Here is an 18,237-nt window from a genome sequence, read left to right on the forward strand (position 1 = left end):
ACACAGATGATTGATTGCTAATTGTTAAAGAGCGTGCGTCAGAGTTTACTCAATGACGCGAGGCTTTCACCTCAGTCAGACGCTTTCTGCTTTCGCTTGCTGCCGTCTGTGTGGTGCGCATTATAGAGATCGCAGCAATACGATCAAGATCTTTTTTACAGAAATATGATCGACCGCACACTTTTTAAGCGATCTTTGGAAAAAGCACTGTTTTTTGATTATAAATCAGTCGATTTCAGCATCGGATGATGTGACTCTGATGGCTTCGGACAGATCTGGCTTATGTTTTTTTGGACGTTGCAGCTCATGCTGATACAGATATTCGCCTAACTGACGAAGAAACGGCAGCGCCACTTCGTCTGTCTGATACTGATCGTCATTTAAGGTATCGTTTTCATTGGCGTAGATCACTGCTGTAACAAAGAACTCGATCTGCTGCTGGAGATCGACAATATAGGCGCCGTCAATAATATGGCCATAGGCCCAGCCGGTTTTGTTAAAAACACGGATATGTGGTGGCAGCTGCTGAGCTTTACCACCAAACAACAAGAATTTGGAATAGTTATCCGGGTACTGTGTTGCATCGTATAGCGGACTAATGCTATCAGGTGGCAACATCGCCATATATCGCAGTACCAGATCCCGATCTTCAGATTTCAGGTTAAAACGTTGCTGCCGGCTGAATAACTGCGGAAAGATAAGCCGCTTTATTACGCCATCGAAATCTGCAGTGCTGAAACGGTTTTTGTCGGTAAAATCCATCGGTGAGTTAATCAGTTCATTACCACTGATATACGCTCTGCCCAATGTCGGTTTATCTTTGTTGATATATTGCTGATTTGTACTGCGGGCCGGCAGAGCCAGAATTGGCTTGCCCTTAGTATCAACAAAGCGTACCGGGTTAAACTGCCGGTTTTGCTCTACCGTCAATGGCACGCTGAGGCGATGATTAATTACACTATGTGTCAGGCCTTTAGCTGCCAAACGTTGGTTAATAAAATCCTGACCCAATAATTCATACAGCCGGTTGCTGCCGTCATTATCACTTACCAGTAATATCTTCTTTATATACTGCGCGATGCTGGGTAAGCCGTTTAACGCCGTAGAGTCGTTAGTTTGTGTTGTCTGCCAGTCAGTTGCGGCATCCGTCAACATAGTGGTGTCGGCATTTAAGCCCGCGATATTTTGCTCTGCCAACCACTCTAACGCCAGCAAGGCTATCGGCAGTTTAACTGTACTGGCCGGATAAAAGTAACGCTCGTTATCCAAACCGTACTGATAGTAAGTCAAAGCAGGATTATTATCAGCGTCGCGATCAATCTGCGTATAAATTATTTGCAAGCGGTGAGGTTCAGGGTTAGCCAGTACTTGCTGCAACAGCGGATATTGCTGTGTGACACCGGATAGCAGAGGTTGCAATGGCTGATACTGTATTTCAGTCGCGGTTTTAGCATCGGTAATAACCGGTAGGCTGAGTAATAATAAGCACTGCAGTACTTTTTGCATAACCAATACCTGGCGTTAAGTTAAAACACCATAGTACGGATTAGATAGCGGGAAAACAAACAGGCATAAAAAAGCCGGGCTGGGCCCGGCTTTTCAGTTCTTTAGCGCTTACTCAGCTGCAGTTTCTTCAACTGGCAGTGCGTCCACTTCCGGACGATCGACTAACTCGATGTAAGCCATAGGTGCGTTATCGCCGGCACGGAAGCCACACTTCAAAATGCGAGTGTAACCGCCCGGACGCGCGTTGTAACGCGGGCCCAGCACGTTGAATAACAAACCTACTACTTCTTTATCACGAGTACGGGCAAAAGCTAAACGGCGGTTTGCAACGCTGTCATTTTTTGCCAGTGTGATCAATGGCTCGATCACACGACGTAACTCTTTAGCCTTTGGCAAAGTCGTTTTGATGATTTCGTGCTTCACCAACGAACTTGCCATATTGCGGAACATTGCCGTACGGTGGCTGCTGTTCCTGTTTAATTGACGACCACTCTTGCGATGGCGCATGATCTATTCCTTCTCACTAAACCAGAAACTGGTATCTGATTAGTCTTTATTTACCAGACTCGCCGGCGGCCAGTTCTCAAGGCGCATGCCCAGAGATAAACCGCGTGATGCCAGCACGTCTTTGATTTCGGTAAGCGACTTTTTACCCAGGTTAGGTGTTTTAAGTAACTCAACCTCGGTACGCTGAACCAGATCACCAATGTACTGAATCTGCTCTGCCTTCAAGCAGTTAGCAGAACGAACCGTTAATTCCAAATCATCGACCGGACGTAACAGAATCGGATCAAACTCCGGCTTCTCTTCGCGTTTTTCCGGTTCGCTCTTATCGCGCAGCTCGACGAAGAACTCCAGCTGTTCAGCCAGAATTGTTGCTGCACGGCGAATGGCTTCCTCTGGCTCAACAGTGCCGTTGGTCTCCATATCGATGATCAGTTTGTCCAGATCGGTACGCTGTTCTACCCGCGCTGCTTCAACTGAGTAGGCTATACGCTCTACCGGGCTGAAAGAGGCATCCAGTAACAGACGACCAATAGGACGCTCGTCATCATCTGAGGACAAACGCGCTGATGCAGGCACATAACCGCGACCACGTTCAACTTTCAGGCGCATACTGAATTCAGTTTCGCCGGTCAGGTTGCAAATAACGTGCTCAGGGTTGGTTATAACCACACCGTCGCCATGCTGGATGTCTCCAGCTGTTACAGGGCCAGCACCTTTCTTCGTCAAAGTCAGAGTGACTTCATCTTTGTCTTCCAGGCGAACGGCAAGGCCTTTCAGGTTCAGCAGGATATCAATGATATCTTCCTGGACACCCTCTTTGGCACTGTACTCATGGAGAACGCCGTCAATCTCAACTTCAGTCACTGCACAACCCGGCATTGACGAAAGCAGAATACGACGTAACGCGTTGCCCAAGGTATGCCCGAAACCGCGCTCAAGTGGTTCCAAAGTAACTTTGGCACGAGTTGGGTTGATTTTTTCGATACCAACTAATCTCGGCTTAAGGAATTCGGTGACAGAACCCTGCATTGTATCCTCTCTTAACAATTAGCTTTACTTAGAGTAAAGCTCGACGATTAACTGTTCGTTGATGTCAGCAGACAAGTCTGAACGCTCAGGCAGACGCTTGAAAACGCCTTCCAGTTTCGTGTTATCTACTTCGATCCAAGTTGGTTTCTCACGTTGTGCAGCTACTTCAAGCGCAGCACCGATACGGGCTTGCTTTTTCGCTTTCTCACGAACAGAGACAACTTGTTCAGGTAATACTTTGTATGATGGAATGTTCAGCACTTGGCCATTAATCATAATAGCTTTGTGGCTAACCAGCTGACGTGCTTCAGCGCGCGTACTGGCCAGACCCATACGGTATACTACGTTGTCTAAGCGTGACTCTAACAACGCTAACAGGTTTTCACCTGTATTACCTTTCAAACGAGCAGCTTCCTTGTAATAGTTACGGAACTGCTTTTCTAATACGCCATACATACGACGTACTTTTTGTTTCTCGCGTAACTGTAAACCGTAGTCTGATAAGCGACCGCGACGTGCGCCGTGCTGACCAGGAGCGGTAGTTAAGTTACACTTTGAATCAATTGCTCTTACGCCGCTCTTCAGGAACAGATCTGTACCTTCGCGACGACTGAGTTTGAGCTTAGGACCCAAATATCTTGCCATCTTCTTTCTCCAATAATCCGTGAAGCGCTGTAATTACACGCGACGTTTTTTAGGTGGACGGCATCCGTTATGCGGGATAGGCGTCACGTCGGTGATATTTGTGATCTTATAGCCAGCGGCGTTCAGAGCACGAATCGCTGATTCGCGGCCCGGGCCTGGACCATTCACAAACACTTCAAGGTTCTTTACACCATATTCCAGCGCGGCAGTACCGGCGCGCTCTGCAGCTACCTGAGCAGCAAACGGAGTAGATTTACGTGAACCACGGAAACCTGAACCGCCGGCAGTTGCCCAGCACAGTGCATTACCCTGACGATCAGTAATCGTCACGATGGTGTTGTTGAAAGAAGCATGGATATGAGCCATACCGTCAGAAACTTGCTTTTTTACCCGTTTACGAGTACGAACTGGTGCTTTAGCCATGTTGAATCACCTTATTTCTTAATCGCTTTACGTGGGCCCTTGCGGGTACGCGCATTAGTTTTAGTGCGCTGACCACGAACCGGCAGACTACGACGGTGGCGCAGGCCACGGTAGCAACCAAGGTCCATTAAACGCTTAATGTTTAATGTGATTTCACGGCGCAAGTCACCTTCAACGGTGTATTTTGCAACTTCGTCACGAAGCGTATCTAATTGTGCGTCAGTTAACGCAGCAATTTTTGTACTTTCTTCGATGCCCACTGCAGCTAAAATAGACTTAGAGCGGGTCTTACCGATACCATAAACATAGGTTAAAGAGATAACCGCATGTTTATTATCGGGGATGTTAATGCCAGCGATACGGGCCACTAACGTTCTCCTTTAATAGAGTTTAAAGATGCCAATTTGAAAAGCCCGTAAGGATACTCAAATGGCGCTGATATTGCAAACGATAAAGGGGCTAAACCAATCAGTTCAGCCCGCAGTATCATTTTGTTCTGCTATTAGCCTTGGCGCTGTTTGTGCTTCGGCTCACTGCAAATTACGCGAACAACGTTGTTACGTCTAATCACTTTGCAGTTACGGCAGATCTTCTTAACGGAAGCTCGTACTTTCATAACTTAACTCCGCAAACTATCTTAACGACCGTAGCCTTTAAGATTTGCCTTTTTAAGCACAGAATCATATTGATGCGACATCAAATGCGTCTGTACCTGTGCCATAAAATCCATGATAACAACAACGATAATCAACAAAGATGTACCGCCGAAATAGAACTGTACGTCCCACGCTACCATCATGAACTCAGGAACTAAACAGATAAAGGTTATATACAGGGCACCCGCTAAGGTTAACCGTGTCATCACTTTATCGATGTATTTTGATGTCTGCTCACCAGGACGGATCCCGGGAATAAAGGCACCGGATTTCTTCAGGTTGTCTGCTGTATCACGCGGGTTAAACACCAACGCAGTATAGAAGAAACAGAAGAAAATAATGGCCGCGGAGTATAACATCATATACAGCGGTTGTCCCGGAGATAATGTTAATGCTAATTCCTGAAGGAAATTAGCCACCATGCCTTCACCCGAACCAAACCAACTGGCTATCGTACCGGGGAACAGAATAATGCTGGAAGCAAAAATCGGTGGTATTACGCCGGCCATATTCACCTTTAACGGTAAATGGCTGCTTTGCGCGGCAAACACCTGACGGCCTTGCTGACGCTTGGCATAATTGACCACGATCCGACGCTGGCCGCGTTCAAAGAACACCACAAACCAGGTAATCGCGATTACGATCACACCTATTGCTACCAACAGTAAAAAGTGCAAATCGCCTTGACGTGCCTGCTCGATCGTCTGGCCAATGGCAGACGGGAAGCCGGCAACAATACCGGTAAAGATTAACAACGAAATACCATTACCAATGCCGCGCTCTGTAATTTGCTCACCTAACCACATTAAAAACATGGTACCGGTAACCAGACTGATTACCGCAGTAAAGTAAAATGCAAAGCCAGGGTTAATAACTAACCCCTGCATCATGTTAGGCAGGCCAGTGGCAATACCAATGGCCTGTAACGTTGCTAATGCTAAAGTACCGTAGCGTGTCATCTGGTTGATTTTACGCTTTCCAGCTTCGCCTTCTTTCTTAAGTTCAGCCATTGCCGGATGCATTACCGTCAACAACTGAACAATGATAGAGGCAGAGATGTAGGGCATTATGCCCAACGCAAATACCGAAGCACGCTCAAGTGCGCCACCGCTGAACATGTTAAACATTTCAACGATGGTGCCCTTTTGTTGCTCGAATAACTGAGCCAGCACGGCGGCGTCAATTCCAGGAATTGGCACAAAGGAGCCTAACCGAAATACGATTATGGCCAAAAGTACAAATAACAAACGGGATTTCAGCTCGCTGAATCCGCCTTTTGCACCTTTTGAGTCCGAACCTGGTTTAGCCATCGCGTACTATCCTTATTATTCTTCGACTTTACCGCCAGCGGCTTCGATTGCTGCACGCGCGCCTTTAGTTGCACCTAAACCTTTTACGGTTACCGGACGAGTAATCTCGCCAGACAGTACAACTTTGGCAAACTTAACAGTACGGGCGATGATGTTAGCTTCCATCAGGCTAGCCAGATCAACTACATCACCTTTTACCGCTGCCAGTTCGTGCAGGCGTACTTCAGCAGAAACCAAAGATTTCTGTGAAGTGAAACCGAACTTAGGTAAGCGTTGTTTCAATGGCATTTGACCGCCTTCGAAACCAGGACGCACTTTACCGCCAGAACGTGACTTTAAACCTTTATGGCCACGACCTGCAGTTTTACCTAAGCCTGAGCCGATACCACGACCCACGCGATGCTTGTTTTTCTTAGCACCAGGTGCCGGAGCAAGAGTATTTAATAACATCTGTTACTCCTCCACTTTAACCATGTAATACACAGCGTTGATCATGCCGCGAACAGAAGGTGTATCTTCTACTTCAACGGTATGATTAATGCGGCGTAAACCTAAACCCAGTAAAGAAGCCTTGTGCTTCGGTAAACGACCGATGCTTGACTTAATTTGGGTTACTTTAATTGTCTTCTTCGCCATGGCAGATTACCCCAGAATGTCGTCAACGCGTAAACCGCGTTTAGCAGCTATTTGAGCCGGCGACTTAACAGTCGACAGTGCATTAATAGTTGCGCGAACTACGTTGATTGGGTTAGTTGAGCCGTAACACTTAGACAGAATGTTCTGTACGCCTGCTACTTCCAGTACGGCGCGCATTGCACCACCGGCGATCAAGCCAGTACCTTCAGCTGCAGGTTGCATGTAAACATTTGAACCTGAGTGAACACCACGGGTTGGGTGGTGTAAGGTGTTACCATTTAACTCAACCTGGGTCATGTTACGACGCGCTTTTTCCATTGCTTTTTGAATAGCAGCTGGTACTTCACGTGCTTTACCATAACCGAAACCAACACGGCCGTTGCCGTCACCGACTACAGTCAAAGCGGTAAAGGAGAAAATACGACCACCTTTAACAACTTTTGACACGCGGTTTACTGCAACAAGCTTCTCTTGTAAATCAGATTGTTGTTTAGCTTCTTCGTTAGCCATGAGCTACTCCTAGAACTGAAGACCGGCTTCACGCGCCGCGTCAGCCAGAGCTTGCACGCGACCATGATACTGAAAGCCACTGCGGTCAAAAGCACAAGCAGTAACGCCTTTGGCTACTGCACGTTCGGCAATCGCTTTACCTACAGCCTTAGCAGCATCTACGTTACCAGTGTACTTAAGTGAGTCTTTAATTGAAGCTTCTACGGTAGAAGCTGCAGCAATCACTTCAGCATTTGGTGCGATAAGCTGGGCGTAGATGTGACGTGGTGTACGGTGTACAACCAAGCGATTCGCACCTTGTTCGATAATATTTCTGCGAGTGCGTTTGGCACGGCGCAGACGAGCAAGTTTCTTATCCATCGTCCTACCCTACTTTTTCTTCGCTTCTTTACGACGCACGTTTTCGTTTGCATAGCGCACACCTTTGCCTTTGTAAGGCTCTGGTTTACGGTATGCCCGGATGTTAGCGGCAACCTGACCAACTAATTGCTTGTCAGCACCTTTTACCAGTACTTCAGTCTGGGTTGGCGTTTCAATAGTGATACCGTTAGGTACCTGAAACACCACTGGGTGAGAAAAGCCCAGGCTCAGGTTCAATACTTTACCTTCTGCCTTCGCACGGTAACCAACACCAACCAGTTCCAGTTTCTGAGAGAAACCCTCAGTTACACCGGTAACCAGGTTGTTGATTAATGCACGGGCAGTACCCGCTTGTGCATTAGCGCCGTCAAAGCCATCGCGTGGATTGGTACGTAAAACGTTACCTTCAACCACAACTTCAACTGCAGCGTTAACATCGAGTGTTAACTCGCCGTTTTTGCCCTTAAATGACACTACCTGACCGTTTTGCGTTACAGTAACGCCGGCTGGAATAGTGACTGGGGCTTTAGCAACACGAGACATAGATTACTACCTCCGTTACGCTACGTAGCCGATAATTTCGCCACCGATACCAACCTTGCGCGCGGCGCGGTCAGTCATTAGTCCTTTAGATGTTGACACGATGGCCACACCTAAACCGCCCATTACCTTAGGTAATTCGCCACGCTTCTTATAGATGCGCAGACCTGGACGACTAACACGATCGATAGTTTCAATTACAGATTTGCCCTGGAAGTACTTTAACGTTACTTCCAGTTCTGGTTTTGATTCACCAGAAACTGCGAAATCGGCGATGTAACCTTCGTCTTTTAATACTTTCGCAATAGATACCTTCAATTTTGAAGATGGCATCTTAACCGCAACTTTATTGGCTGACTGGCCGTTGCGAATGCGAGTAAACATATCCGCTACTGGATCTTGCAAACTCATAGCTCGTTACTCCCGTGATTCTTACCAGCTAGCCTTACGAAGGCCAGGAATTTCACCGCGCATCGCCGCTTCACGGACCTTGATCCGGCTCATGCCGAATTTACGCAGGTAACCGTGTGGACGACCAGTTACACGACAACGATTACGTTGACGCGAAGGGCTTGAATCACGCGGCAACGTCTGTAACTTCAGAACGGCTGCCCAACGGTCTTCGTCAGAAGTCGCTGGATTAGCAATCGCATCTTTCAGTTCATGACGCTTTGCAGCGAATTTGGCTACCAGTTGTGCACGCTTGAATTCACGTGCTTTCATTGATTGTTTTGCCATGACCCTACACCTTATTTCTTGAATGGGAAGTTAAACGCGGCAAGTAAAGCACGTCCTTCGTCATCGGTACGCGCGGTAGTCGTAATAGTGATATCTAAACCACGTACTGCATCTACTTTATCGTATTCGATTTCGGGGAAAATGATTTGCTCGCGTACACCCATGCTGTAGTTACCACGGCCATCGAATGACTTCGGGTTTACACCACGGAAGTCACGGATACGCGGGATAGCAATAGAGACTAAACGCTCTAAGAATTCCCACATACGCTCGCCGCGCAGGGTCACTTTTGCGCCAATAGGGTAGCCTTCACGGATTTTGAAACCGGCTACTGATTTACGCGCCTTGGTTACCAGTGGCTTTTGACCTGCAATAGCAGTCAAATCGCCAACGGCGTTTTCAAGGATCTTTTTATCAGCAACTGCTTCACCCACACCCATATTGAGTGTGATTTTAACAATCCGAGGGACTTGCATGACGCTGGTGTAGCCGAACTGCTTAAACAGTTCAGGGACTACGGTGTCTTTGTAAATTTCATGCAGTTTCGCCATCGTATTACTCCAATAGCAATTAAATTACTTCGTTATTCGACTTGAAGATACGCACTTTCTTGCCATCTTCAAGACGGAAACCTACACGATCTGCTTTACCCGTTTTAGAGTTAAAGATCGCTACGTTTGAAACATGAATTGAGGCTTCTTTCTCAACGATACCACCTGGCTGGTTCAGGGCCGGTACAGGCTTCTGATGCTTTTTAACCAAGTTAACGCCGGAAACATAAACACGACCTTCAGCTACTAATACTTTAGTAACTTTACCGCGTTTACCCTTGTCCTTACCGGTAAGAACAACAACCTCGTCATCACGACGGATTTTACTAGCCATGGTGACTCCTTACAGTACTTCTGGTGCCAGAGACACGATCTTCATAAACTTATCGCCACGAAGTTCACGTGTAACAGGCCCGAAAATACGAGTGCCGATCGGTTCCAGCTTGCTGTTTAACAACACTGCTGCATTGCGATCAAAACGGATTAATGACCCGTCCTGACGGCGTACGCCTTTGCGTGTACGCACCACCACTGCATTCAGTACATCACCTTTTTTAACTTTACCGCGCGGAATTGCTTCCTTGACAGTAACTTTGATGACGTCACCAATTGCAGCATAACGGCGATGTGAACCACCTAAGACCTTAATACACATTACGCTGCGCGCGCCGCTGTTGTCTGCGACTTCCAGCATAGATTGCATCTGGATCATCTTAGTGCTCCGCTATTCTACTAAATAACCCTCACGGGTTACGCTGCTTACGATAAAAACTACCCCCTGACAAGAGGGCGCGTGATTATAACAGCACTCTTGGCAAAAGGGTAGCGCAAAATAAAAGCGGCCCCTAGTGGAGCCGCTTTTCACATCTTAACGAATTAAGATGCTGATTCGACAACAGCAACCAGGGTCCATGACTTGGTCTTGGACAAAGGACGGCATTCACGAATAGTGACTAAATCGCCTTCTTTACACTGATTGGTTTCGTCATGTACGTGCAGCTTGGTAGTACGTTTGATGAACTTCCCGTAAATCGGGTGTTTCACTGAACGCTCGATCGCAACAGTAATAGACTTGTCCATTTTGTTGCTGATCACTTTACCTTGCAGTGTACGAGTATTAGTTTCACTCATTACGCACCTGCCTTCTCGGTTAAGATGGTCTTAACGCGCGCGATATCACGACGCACCTGCTTAAATAAATGCGTTTGAGCTAACTGACCGGTAGCTAATTGCATGCGCAGGTTGAACTGCTCACGTAATAAGCCCAGTAATTCAGCGTTTAACTCTTCAACACTTTTCGCTTTTAATTCGCTGGCTTTCATCACATTACCGTCCGCGTTACAAAGGTTGTCTTAAATGGTAGCTTAGCGGCGGCTAATGCAAATGCATGACGCGCTAACTCTTCAGACACACCGTCCATTTCATACAGTACTTTGCCAGGTTTAATCTGACATACCCAGTACTCAACAGAACCTTTACCACTACCCATACGTACTTCCAGCGGCTTAGCAGTGATTGGCTTGTCTGGGAACACACGGATCCAGATTTTACCAACACGCTTAACAGCGCGCGTCATAGCACGACGTGCAGATTCGATTTGACGTGAAGTCATTTGACCACGTTCTACAGATTTCAGTGCATAAGTACCGAAAGATACTTTATCGCCAACCAGGGACAAGCCACGGTTACGACCTTTGTGCACTTTACGAAATTTTGTACGTTTTGGTTGCAACATCGCTCAATACCCCTACTTAGCCTTACGTGCCGGTTTTTTCGGCGCTTTAGGCTGGTTGTTATTGTTGGCGTTGTTGGTGTTGTTGTTCAATGGCAGAGCTCCTAAGATCTCGCCTTTGAAAATCCACACTTTCACACCAATGATACCGTAAGTAGTCAATGCTTCTGAGGTATTGTAATCGATGTCAGCACGCAGAGTGTGAAGTGGCACACGGCCTTCACGGTACCACTCTGAACGAGCGATTTCTGCGCCGCCTAAACGGCCGCTAACTTCAACTTTGATACCCTTGGCACCGATACGCATGGCGTTTTGTACCGCACGCTTCATAGCGCGACGGAACATTACACGACGCTCTAACTGGCTGCTGATTGAGTCAGCAACTAATTTGGCATCCAGCTCAGGCTTGCGGATTTCAGAGATGTTAATCTGCGCAGGTACGCCAGCGATAGCGGCAACTTGCTTGCGGATTTTCTCAACATCTTCACCTTTCTTACCGATGATTACGCCTGGACGCGCAGTGTGAATAGTCACACGGATGCTTTTCGCAGGGCGTTCAATATCGATCCGGCTTACTGACGCGGCTTTCAGTTCTTTTGTCAGATACTGACGAACTTTAAAGTCACCGTTTAAGAAATCCGGGAAGTCTTTCGTATTCGCGAACCAGGTTGAGCTCCATGGCTTAGTGATACCTAGGCGAATACCATTAGGATGTACTTTCTGTCCCATTTCTCTCTCCTAGTTATCAGCTACAACCACAGTGATGTGGCTGGTACGCTTGACGATACGGTCAGCACGACCTTTAGCACGTGGCTTAATACGTTTCATAGACGGACCTTCATCAATGAAGATGGTCTTAACTTTCAACGTATCAATGTCCGCGCCTTCATTGTGCTCAGCGTTGGCAATGGCTGATAAAAGAACCTTTTTAACTAACTCGGCAGCTTTTTTCGGGCTGTAAGTCAGTACGTTCAGCGCCTTATCAACTGACAATCCACGCACCTGGTCAGCAACCAGACGGGTTTTTTGTGCAGAAGAACGGGCAAATTTGTGTTTAGCTAATGCTTGCATCATTTACCCCTTAGCGCTTCTTGGCCTTTTTGTCGGCTGCATGACCACGATAGGTACGAGTAGGTGCAAATTCACCTAACTTGTGACCAATCATCTCTTCCGAGACGAACACAGGTACATGTTGACGACCATTATGGACAGCGATGGTCAAACCGATCATATCAGGTATGATCATTGAACGACGGCTCCAAGTCTTAATAGGCTTCTTGTCACCGCTTTCCAACGCTTTCTCTACCTTCTTCAGCAAGTGAAGGTCAATAAATGGACCTTTCTTGAGAGAACGTGGCATGGCAATTCCTCACAAATTATTTATCACGACGACGTACGATAAGTTTATCAGTACGCTTGTTTGAACGAGTTTTGTAACCCTTCGTTGGAACGCCCCATGGAGATACAGGGTGACGACCACCAGAAGTTTTACCTTCACCACCACCGTGTGGGTGATCAACCGGGTTCATTACCACACCACGTACGGTTGGGCGAATGCCGCGCCAGCGCATTGCACCAGCTTTACCGTATTGACGTAACATATGTTCCGCGTTGCCGATCTCACCGATAGTCGCGCGACAATCTGCTAATACTTTGCGTACTTCGCCGCTGCGTAAACGCAGGGTAACGTACTCACCGTCACGAGCCAGGATTTGGACAAATGCGCCAGCAGAACGAGCTAACTGACCACCTTTACCTGGTTTCATTTCGATGTTGTGTACTACCTGACCAACAGGGATATTGCGCAGTGGCAAGGTGTTACCGGCTTTGATTGGTGATTCCATACCTGAAACCACTGTATCACCTGCCTTCAGGCCTTTAGGGGCCAGAATGTAACGACGCTCACCGTCTGCGTATAACACCAGTGCGATGTTAGCAGTACGGTTTGGATCGTACTCTAAACGCTCAACTTTGGCCGGAATGCCATCTTTGTTGCGTTTGAAGTCAACTAAACGGTAATGTTGCTTATGACCACCACCGATATGACGGGTAGTGATGCGACCGTTGTTGTTACGACCACCTGTTTTTGAATTTTTCTCTAACAAAGGTGCATAAGGCTTGCCTTTGTACAGGTCCGGGTTAACCACTTTTAATACGTGGCGACGACCTGGTGACGTAGGTTTACACTTTACAAGTGCCATTTCCTAACTCCTCTTCTTACTCAGCGCCGCCAACGAAATCGATTTCGCTGCCTTCTTTAAGAGTCACGTAAGCTTTTTTCCAATCGCTACGTTTGCCCATACGCGCACCAGTGCGCTTGGCTTTACCCTTAACGTTAACAGTACGCACACCTACAACTTCAGTTTCGAACAGTTTTTCAACTGCTGCTTTAACATCAGCTTTAGTCGCAGTAGTGGCTACCTTGAAAACGACTGTATTATGTTTTTCAGCAGACACAGTGCTCTTTTCAGAAACGTGCGGTGCTAAAATAACCTTCAGTAAACGTTCTTCGCGGATCATGCTAACAGCTCCTCAAGTTGCTTAACTGCAGCAGCAGTCATTAACACTTTGTCGAATGCGATTAAGCTGACCGGGTCGATACCGTGTACGTCACGCACATCAACCTTGTACAGGTTGCGTGCTGATAAGAACAGGTTCTCATCCACTTCGTTAGTCACGATTAACACGTCTTTTAAGTCCATTGCTTTTAACTTTGCAGTTAAATCTTTGGTCTTAGGCGAATCAACGGCGAAATTTTCCACCACGATTAAACGCTCTTGACGTACTAATTCAGACAGGATGCTTTGGATCGCACCACGATACATTTTACGGTTTACTTTTTGGCTGTGATCTTGTGGCTTAGCCGCAAAAGTAACACCGCCTCCGCGCCAGATTGGGCTGCGGATAGTACCGGCACGCGCGCGGCCTGTACCTTTTTGACGCCATGGCTTCTTACCACCACCGCGTACTTCAGAACGTGTCAGCTGAGCGCGGGTACCCTGACGGGCGCCGGCAGCATAGGCTACAACGACCTGATGAACCAAAGCTTCATTAAACTCACGTCCAAAGGTAGCTTCGGAAACTTCAAGAACGCCTTGAGCGTCTCGTAATGCTAATTCCATCACTTATCTCCTCAGACGTTAGCTTTTAACAGCTGGTTTAACGATCACGTCACCACCGATAGCGCCAGGTACTGCACCTTTTACTAACAGGATGTTACGTTCTGCGTCTACACGAACCACTTCCAGTGACTGCACGGTTACACGCTCAGCACCTAAGTGACCAGCCATTTTTTTACCCTTGAATACTTTACCAGGTGATTGGTTCTGACCAATTGAACCCGGTGCACGGTGTGATAAAGAGTTACCGTGAGTAGCATCCTGAGTACGGAAATTCCAGCGCTTAACAGCACCGGCAAAACCCTTACCTTTTGATGTGCCAGACACATCAACTTTTTTCGCTTCAGCGAAAATTTCAACCGTAATTTCGCTGCCGACAGTGATGTCAGCACCTTCGTTATCTGTCAGGCGGAATTCCCACAGACCACGACCAGCGTCCACGCCCACTTTAGCGAAGTGGCCTGCTTCCGGCTTGCTCATGCGGCTTGCCTTTACAGTACCAGCAGTCACTTGCAGTGCGCTGTAACCGTCTGTCTCTGCAGTTTTAACTGCAGTTACACGGTTTGGTGTCGCTTCGATTACGGTTACTGGAATTGAAACGCCGTCTTCAGTGAAGATGCGAGTCATTCCCACTTTACGACCGACTAGACCGATAGCCATTTCCTAAACCTCTCTATAAACCTGTCTGATTAGCCCAGGCTGATTTGAACGTCAACGCCAGCAGGCAAGTCTAAACGCATCAGCGCATCAACCGTTTTCTCGGTTGGCTCAACGATGTCGATTAAACGCTTGTGGGTACGGATTTCGTACTGATCACGCGCATCTTTGTTTACGTGAGGAGAAATCAATACAGTGAAACGTTCCTGGCGGGTAGGAAGTGGAATAGGACCACGAACCTGTGCGCCCGTACGCTTAGCTGTGTCAACGATTTCCATAGTTGACTGATCGATCAAACGGTGATCGAACGCTTTCAGACGGATGCGAATCCTTTGATTACTCATGTATCAAAGCCTCAAAGAGCAAAAAGAGCAAAAATAAACACAAGCAATCCAACCCAAGAAGGGGGATGCCCATGCACCAAAGTTACGTTTGCTCCCCAATCGGGAGCACTGTAAGCGTTAAATAACTCTAAAAATTATCTAACGAGCCAGTCAGAATTGTATCGACTGGCCGCGCATTATACTGAAATCAACGTATAACGCAAGTGTTGGTTATAAAATGCACTACAGAATATCGTTTAACTCGAAGCCCACACCAAACCGTGTTACTGAGCGGTTATAATCAATCAGGCTTTCGCCATAACCGTTAAACAGTTCGGCATAAAAGCGGATATGTTTATTAAACGGCACCGAGTACGATACTTTCAGCGCGCCTTTATTGTCACTACGCAGGTTATTTCGCACCATCATCCGCCAGGTAGCTTTGTCCTGCTTATAGGCCGCTGACAATTCAAACCAGCCCATATATTTGGTTATATCCGGATTATCATCGCCGTTCGGGTCTTGCGGCGTATCTTTGCGGTCTTCTTTCAGGCGATACCAGGGTTCAAAGTTAATAAACACATTACCAATGGAGGTGACCCAGCTCAGTTTAAGCCGGTTCCAGCTGCGTGATAACTCGCCGGCGCGGCCATTTGACTGATGCGATAAACTCAAACTGATAATACGGCTGGCGGCTTCTTCGTAATTTTTGTAGTGCGGCAGCATCAGGATCAACTCCGGCTCGTAGTTGTTTTCCCGAAACGGTGATGACACCTCGCTGTTATAAGCCTGCCACCAGGCTTGCTGAGTAAAAGCAAAAAACAGGTAACCATTGTCTTTATAGATTTTAGTCCACAGCGGCGTTTTAAGGCTGAGCTGAAACTTAGCTTCAATATTATCCGACGGTGCACTGCTACCGTCCCTTTCCAGGGTAGCAGCAATGCCATCGACATAGGTAAATGGCATCAGGTAATTGTTTTCATGCGGCAATAACGTAAAAGGTGCATACGTATCCCACTGCTCGGCTTTCATCCTTTTATCCAACGCATCCGCAGCTGAAACCTGGAATGCTAACAGCCCTATTAAGCCGGCGAGGTATTTCATAATTATCCTTAATGCTAAAAATGCTCTGCTGCCAACTTATCGATTACCGCTGAATCATGCCTTAATAACGCCAGTAAACCCGCGGCTTTTGGCAAAATGCGGCTAAAGTAATAAGCTGCCGTATGCTGCTTCGCTGTAATAAACTCTGCACTGTGGACACCAGATTGCAATGCAGCCAGGTTTTTATACCACATATAGCCGTACAGCACATATGACACTAATGCTAAGTAGTCACAGGCCGCGGCACTTTGCGCCCGGCTGTCTTGCGCCAGCAGCTCAGCGGTCAGACTTTGCAACTGCGTGATATAGGATTCTAAAGCTGCTGCAGCATCAATGGGCGTTTCAGCCAGCTCAATTTTGATTTCGCCAAGCAATGTCAGCAACACGGCACCGTTGTCAGCCGCCACTTTACGCAACATAAAGTCTGCCGCCTGAATACCGTTAGTACCTTCGTACATCTGTGCGATGCGCACATCCCGTACTAACTGCTCCATACCCCACTCTTTAACATAGCCATGGCCACCGAATACCTGTTGTGCGGTAACGCAAGCGTCAAAACCCTGGTCGGTCATAAACGCTTTGGCAATTGGCGTTAGCAGGTTAGCCCGCTGCAATGATGCTGCACAGTCATCATACTTTGCTCTGTCCAACAACGACGCCACCCAGGTAGCAAAGCTGCGGCCGGCTTCATTCATGGCTTTTATATTCAGCAGCATCCGGCGCACATCGCTATGGCCGATGATAGCCTCAGCTTTGTTGGCATTTTTTTCGCTGACTCTGCCTTGCAGCCGGTCTTTGGCGTAAGCCAGCGCATTTTGATAAGCGCGCTCAGCCGCACCCAGCCCCTGGCTGCCCATCGACAGCCGTTCATAGTTCATCATGGTAAACATACATGCCAAGCCACGGTTTGGTTCACCAATTAAATAACCTTTGGCATCGTCGAAGTTCAGCACACACGTTGCCGAACCATTAATACCCATCTTATGCTCAATAGAGCCGACTGTTACGCCATTACGCTCAGCCGGTTCTCCACCAGCGTCGGGCAGATACTTAGGCACCAAAAATAAAGAAATACCGCGACTACCGGCCGGGGCATCCGGCAACTTGGCCAACACCAAGTGAATAATATTGCCGGTTAAATCATGCTCGCCTGCTGTAATAAAGATCTTAGAGCCGTTAAGGGCATAACTGCCATCGGCGTTAGGTTTAGCGCTGGTGCGCATAATGCCGAGATCAGAACCGGCATGAGATTCAGTTAAACACATAGTGCCCGACCACTCACCGTTATACATTTTCGGCAAGTACAACGCTCTGGTGGCCTCATCCGCGTGTTGCAATAGCGCAACACAGGCGCCGGCGGTTAAGCCCGGATATAACGAAAAGGCGATATCGGCGCTGCAAAGCATTTCATCTACCATCATTGAGAGTGCTTTTGGCATGCCCATGCCACCATATTCCGGGTCGCCACTCAAACTGGTCCAGCCGCCCTCGCTTAAACTTTGGTAGGCAGTGTAGTAATGTTGTGGCAACGTCACGTTACCATCTTGCAGTTGCGCCCCGCGCTTGTCTGCATCAGCAGCAAAAGGCGCTATCTGTTGTTCACAGATTTTTGCTGCCTCTTCCAGAATGGCTTTTGCTGTGTCGGCTTCAATAAGCTCTTGTAGTTGCGGTTGCCGTTGCCACCAGCTATCGAGCTGCCACACATTAAATAAGTTAAAACAGATATCGTTAAGGGGGGCTTGATATTGGCTCATGCTATTTGCCTTACTAACTGGACGGATGAGTTTAAGCATGGCACAGCTTAGGTTTTCAAACAAGCGTTTGAATATATCTTTATGGCTAAATTTCAGGCAATAAAAAAGGCCCCGCAGGGCCTTTTCTTATCTATCGC

At 47.5% G+C, this 18,237-nt stretch carries 31 protein-coding genes; all 31 read right to left on the reverse strand.

Annotated features, from left to right (window positions below):
• Positions 1-225: 225 nt before the first annotated feature.
• A complete protein-coding gene (locus HRH59_RS18520; RefSeq protein WP_173502764.1) occupies positions 226-1,506 on the reverse strand; it encodes a serine hydrolase in 1,281 nt (426 codons plus the stop codon).
• A gap of 108 nt (positions 1,507-1,614) precedes the next feature.
• Positions 1,615-2,013: a 50S ribosomal protein L17 gene (gene rplQ / locus HRH59_RS18525; protein WP_027672166.1), complete on the reverse strand. Its 399-nt coding sequence runs from the start codon at positions 2,011-2,013 to the stop codon at positions 1,615-1,617.
• Between the two features lie 39 nt (positions 2,014-2,052).
• Entirely contained in the window at positions 2,053-3,042 is a 990-nt protein-coding gene (locus HRH59_RS18530; protein ID WP_027672165.1) for a DNA-directed RNA polymerase subunit alpha, read from the reverse strand.
• 24 nt (positions 3,043-3,066) lie between these two features.
• Positions 3,067-3,687, reverse strand: a complete 621-nt coding sequence (gene rpsD / locus HRH59_RS18535; RefSeq protein WP_173502765.1) for a 30S ribosomal protein S4 — start codon at positions 3,685-3,687, stop codon at positions 3,067-3,069.
• A gap of 33 nt (positions 3,688-3,720) precedes the next feature.
• Complete coding sequence (gene rpsK, locus HRH59_RS18540; protein ID WP_027672163.1) at positions 3,721-4,110, reverse strand: 30S ribosomal protein S11; 390 nt, start codon at positions 4,108-4,110, stop codon at positions 3,721-3,723.
• An 11-nt stretch (positions 4,111-4,121) separates the two neighbouring features.
• The gene (gene rpsM / locus HRH59_RS18545) at positions 4,122-4,478 is read right to left on the reverse strand and encodes a 30S ribosomal protein S13 (RefSeq protein WP_173502766.1); all 357 of its coding nucleotides are present in this window, start codon (positions 4,476-4,478) and stop codon (positions 4,122-4,124) included.
• Positions 4,479-4,612: 134 nt separating this feature from the next.
• Positions 4,613-4,726 carry a 50S ribosomal protein L36 gene (gene rpmJ / locus HRH59_RS18550; RefSeq protein ID WP_082694854.1) on the reverse strand — a complete coding sequence of 38 codons (114 nt, stop codon included), beginning with the start codon at positions 4,724-4,726 and terminating at the stop codon, positions 4,613-4,615.
• Between the two features lie 21 nt (positions 4,727-4,747).
• On the reverse strand, positions 4,748-6,076 hold the full coding sequence (gene secY / locus HRH59_RS18555) for a preprotein translocase subunit SecY (protein ID WP_173502767.1): 1,329 nt from the start codon (positions 6,074-6,076) through the stop codon (positions 4,748-4,750).
• A gap of 15 nt (positions 6,077-6,091) precedes the next feature.
• Entirely contained in the window at positions 6,092-6,526 is a 435-nt protein-coding gene (gene rplO, locus HRH59_RS18560) for a 50S ribosomal protein L15 (RefSeq protein ID WP_173502768.1), read from the reverse strand.
• Positions 6,527-6,529: 3 nt separating this feature from the next.
• Positions 6,530-6,712 (reverse strand): 50S ribosomal protein L30, encoded by a 183-nt coding sequence (gene rpmD, locus HRH59_RS18565; protein WP_173502769.1) that lies wholly within the window; start codon positions 6,710-6,712, stop codon positions 6,530-6,532.
• Positions 6,713-6,718: 6 nt separating this feature from the next.
• Complete coding sequence (rpsE, locus tag HRH59_RS18570) at positions 6,719-7,222, reverse strand: 30S ribosomal protein S5 (protein WP_068238299.1); 504 nt, start codon at positions 7,220-7,222, stop codon at positions 6,719-6,721.
• 9 nt (positions 7,223-7,231) lie between these two features.
• Positions 7,232-7,582, reverse strand: a complete 351-nt coding sequence (gene rplR, locus HRH59_RS18575; protein WP_068238302.1) for a 50S ribosomal protein L18 — start codon at positions 7,580-7,582, stop codon at positions 7,232-7,234.
• A gap of 9 nt (positions 7,583-7,591) precedes the next feature.
• Positions 7,592-8,125, reverse strand: a complete 534-nt coding sequence (gene rplF, locus HRH59_RS18580; protein ID WP_173502770.1) for a 50S ribosomal protein L6 — start codon at positions 8,123-8,125, stop codon at positions 7,592-7,594.
• 15 nt (positions 8,126-8,140) lie between these two features.
• Positions 8,141-8,533 carry a 30S ribosomal protein S8 gene (rpsH, locus tag HRH59_RS18585; protein ID WP_173502771.1) on the reverse strand — a complete coding sequence of 131 codons (393 nt, stop codon included), beginning with the start codon at positions 8,531-8,533 and terminating at the stop codon, positions 8,141-8,143.
• A 21-nt stretch (positions 8,534-8,554) separates the two neighbouring features.
• Positions 8,555-8,860, reverse strand: a complete 306-nt coding sequence (rpsN, locus tag HRH59_RS18590; RefSeq protein ID WP_173502772.1) for a 30S ribosomal protein S14 — start codon at positions 8,858-8,860, stop codon at positions 8,555-8,557.
• An 11-nt stretch (positions 8,861-8,871) separates the two neighbouring features.
• Positions 8,872-9,411 carry a 50S ribosomal protein L5 gene (gene rplE / locus HRH59_RS18595; protein WP_173502773.1) on the reverse strand — a complete coding sequence of 180 codons (540 nt, stop codon included), beginning with the start codon at positions 9,409-9,411 and terminating at the stop codon, positions 8,872-8,874.
• 19 nt (positions 9,412-9,430) lie between these two features.
• Complete coding sequence (gene rplX / locus HRH59_RS18600) at positions 9,431-9,745, reverse strand: 50S ribosomal protein L24 (RefSeq protein WP_173502774.1); 315 nt, start codon at positions 9,743-9,745, stop codon at positions 9,431-9,433.
• Positions 9,746-9,754: 9 nt separating this feature from the next.
• Positions 9,755-10,123 carry a 50S ribosomal protein L14 gene (rplN, locus tag HRH59_RS18605; protein ID WP_132585980.1) on the reverse strand — a complete coding sequence of 123 codons (369 nt, stop codon included), beginning with the start codon at positions 10,121-10,123 and terminating at the stop codon, positions 9,755-9,757.
• Positions 10,124-10,287: 164 nt separating this feature from the next.
• A complete protein-coding gene (rpsQ, locus tag HRH59_RS18610; RefSeq protein WP_173502775.1) occupies positions 10,288-10,542 on the reverse strand; it encodes a 30S ribosomal protein S17 in 255 nt (84 codons plus the stop codon).
• Positions 10,542-10,733: a 50S ribosomal protein L29 gene (rpmC, locus tag HRH59_RS18615; RefSeq protein ID WP_008224486.1), complete on the reverse strand. Its 192-nt coding sequence runs from the start codon at positions 10,731-10,733 to the stop codon at positions 10,542-10,544. The genes rpsQ and rpmC overlap by 1 nt, the downstream gene beginning before the upstream one ends.
• Positions 10,733-11,146 carry a 50S ribosomal protein L16 gene (gene rplP, locus HRH59_RS18620; protein ID WP_173502776.1) on the reverse strand — a complete coding sequence of 138 codons (414 nt, stop codon included), beginning with the start codon at positions 11,144-11,146 and terminating at the stop codon, positions 10,733-10,735. Before rplP ends, rpmC begins: the two co-directional genes overlap by 1 nt.
• Positions 11,147-11,158: 12 nt before the next feature.
• Positions 11,159-11,872 carry a 30S ribosomal protein S3 gene (gene rpsC / locus HRH59_RS18625; RefSeq protein ID WP_008224489.1) on the reverse strand — a complete coding sequence of 238 codons (714 nt, stop codon included), beginning with the start codon at positions 11,870-11,872 and terminating at the stop codon, positions 11,159-11,161.
• 9 nt (positions 11,873-11,881) lie between these two features.
• Positions 11,882-12,214, reverse strand: coding sequence for a 50S ribosomal protein L22 (gene rplV / locus HRH59_RS18630; protein ID WP_019677721.1), 333 nt, complete (start codon positions 12,212-12,214; stop codon positions 11,882-11,884).
• A 10-nt stretch (positions 12,215-12,224) separates the two neighbouring features.
• Positions 12,225-12,503, reverse strand: a complete 279-nt coding sequence (gene rpsS / locus HRH59_RS18635) for a 30S ribosomal protein S19 (protein ID WP_008950795.1) — start codon at positions 12,501-12,503, stop codon at positions 12,225-12,227.
• 16 nt (positions 12,504-12,519) lie between these two features.
• Positions 12,520-13,344, reverse strand: coding sequence for a 50S ribosomal protein L2 (gene rplB, locus HRH59_RS18640; protein WP_027672147.1), 825 nt, complete (start codon positions 13,342-13,344; stop codon positions 12,520-12,522).
• Between the two features lie 16 nt (positions 13,345-13,360).
• Positions 13,361-13,663 carry a 50S ribosomal protein L23 gene (gene rplW / locus HRH59_RS18645; RefSeq protein WP_173502777.1) on the reverse strand — a complete coding sequence of 101 codons (303 nt, stop codon included), beginning with the start codon at positions 13,661-13,663 and terminating at the stop codon, positions 13,361-13,363.
• Entirely contained in the window at positions 13,660-14,265 is a 606-nt protein-coding gene (gene rplD, locus HRH59_RS18650; protein ID WP_092796978.1) for a 50S ribosomal protein L4, read from the reverse strand. Before rplD ends, rplW begins: the two co-directional genes overlap by 4 nt.
• Positions 14,266-14,283: 18 nt before the next feature.
• Entirely contained in the window at positions 14,284-14,922 is a 639-nt protein-coding gene (gene rplC, locus HRH59_RS18655; RefSeq protein WP_173502778.1) for a 50S ribosomal protein L3, read from the reverse strand.
• 29 nt (positions 14,923-14,951) lie between these two features.
• Complete coding sequence (gene rpsJ / locus HRH59_RS18660) at positions 14,952-15,263, reverse strand: 30S ribosomal protein S10 (RefSeq protein WP_008899121.1); 312 nt, start codon at positions 15,261-15,263, stop codon at positions 14,952-14,954.
• A gap of 222 nt (positions 15,264-15,485) precedes the next feature.
• Positions 15,486-16,346: a phospholipase A gene (locus HRH59_RS18665; protein WP_173502779.1), complete on the reverse strand. Its 861-nt coding sequence runs from the start codon at positions 16,344-16,346 to the stop codon at positions 15,486-15,488.
• 14 nt (positions 16,347-16,360) lie between these two features.
• Positions 16,361-18,100, reverse strand: a complete 1,740-nt coding sequence (locus HRH59_RS18670; protein ID WP_173502780.1) for an acyl-CoA dehydrogenase family protein — start codon at positions 18,098-18,100, stop codon at positions 16,361-16,363.
• Between the last annotated feature and the right edge of the window lie 137 nt (positions 18,101-18,237).

The organism is Rheinheimera lutimaris (assembly GCF_013283795.1).
Taxonomy (GTDB): Bacteria; Pseudomonadota; Gammaproteobacteria; order Enterobacterales; family Alteromonadaceae; genus Alishewanella; species Alishewanella lutimaris.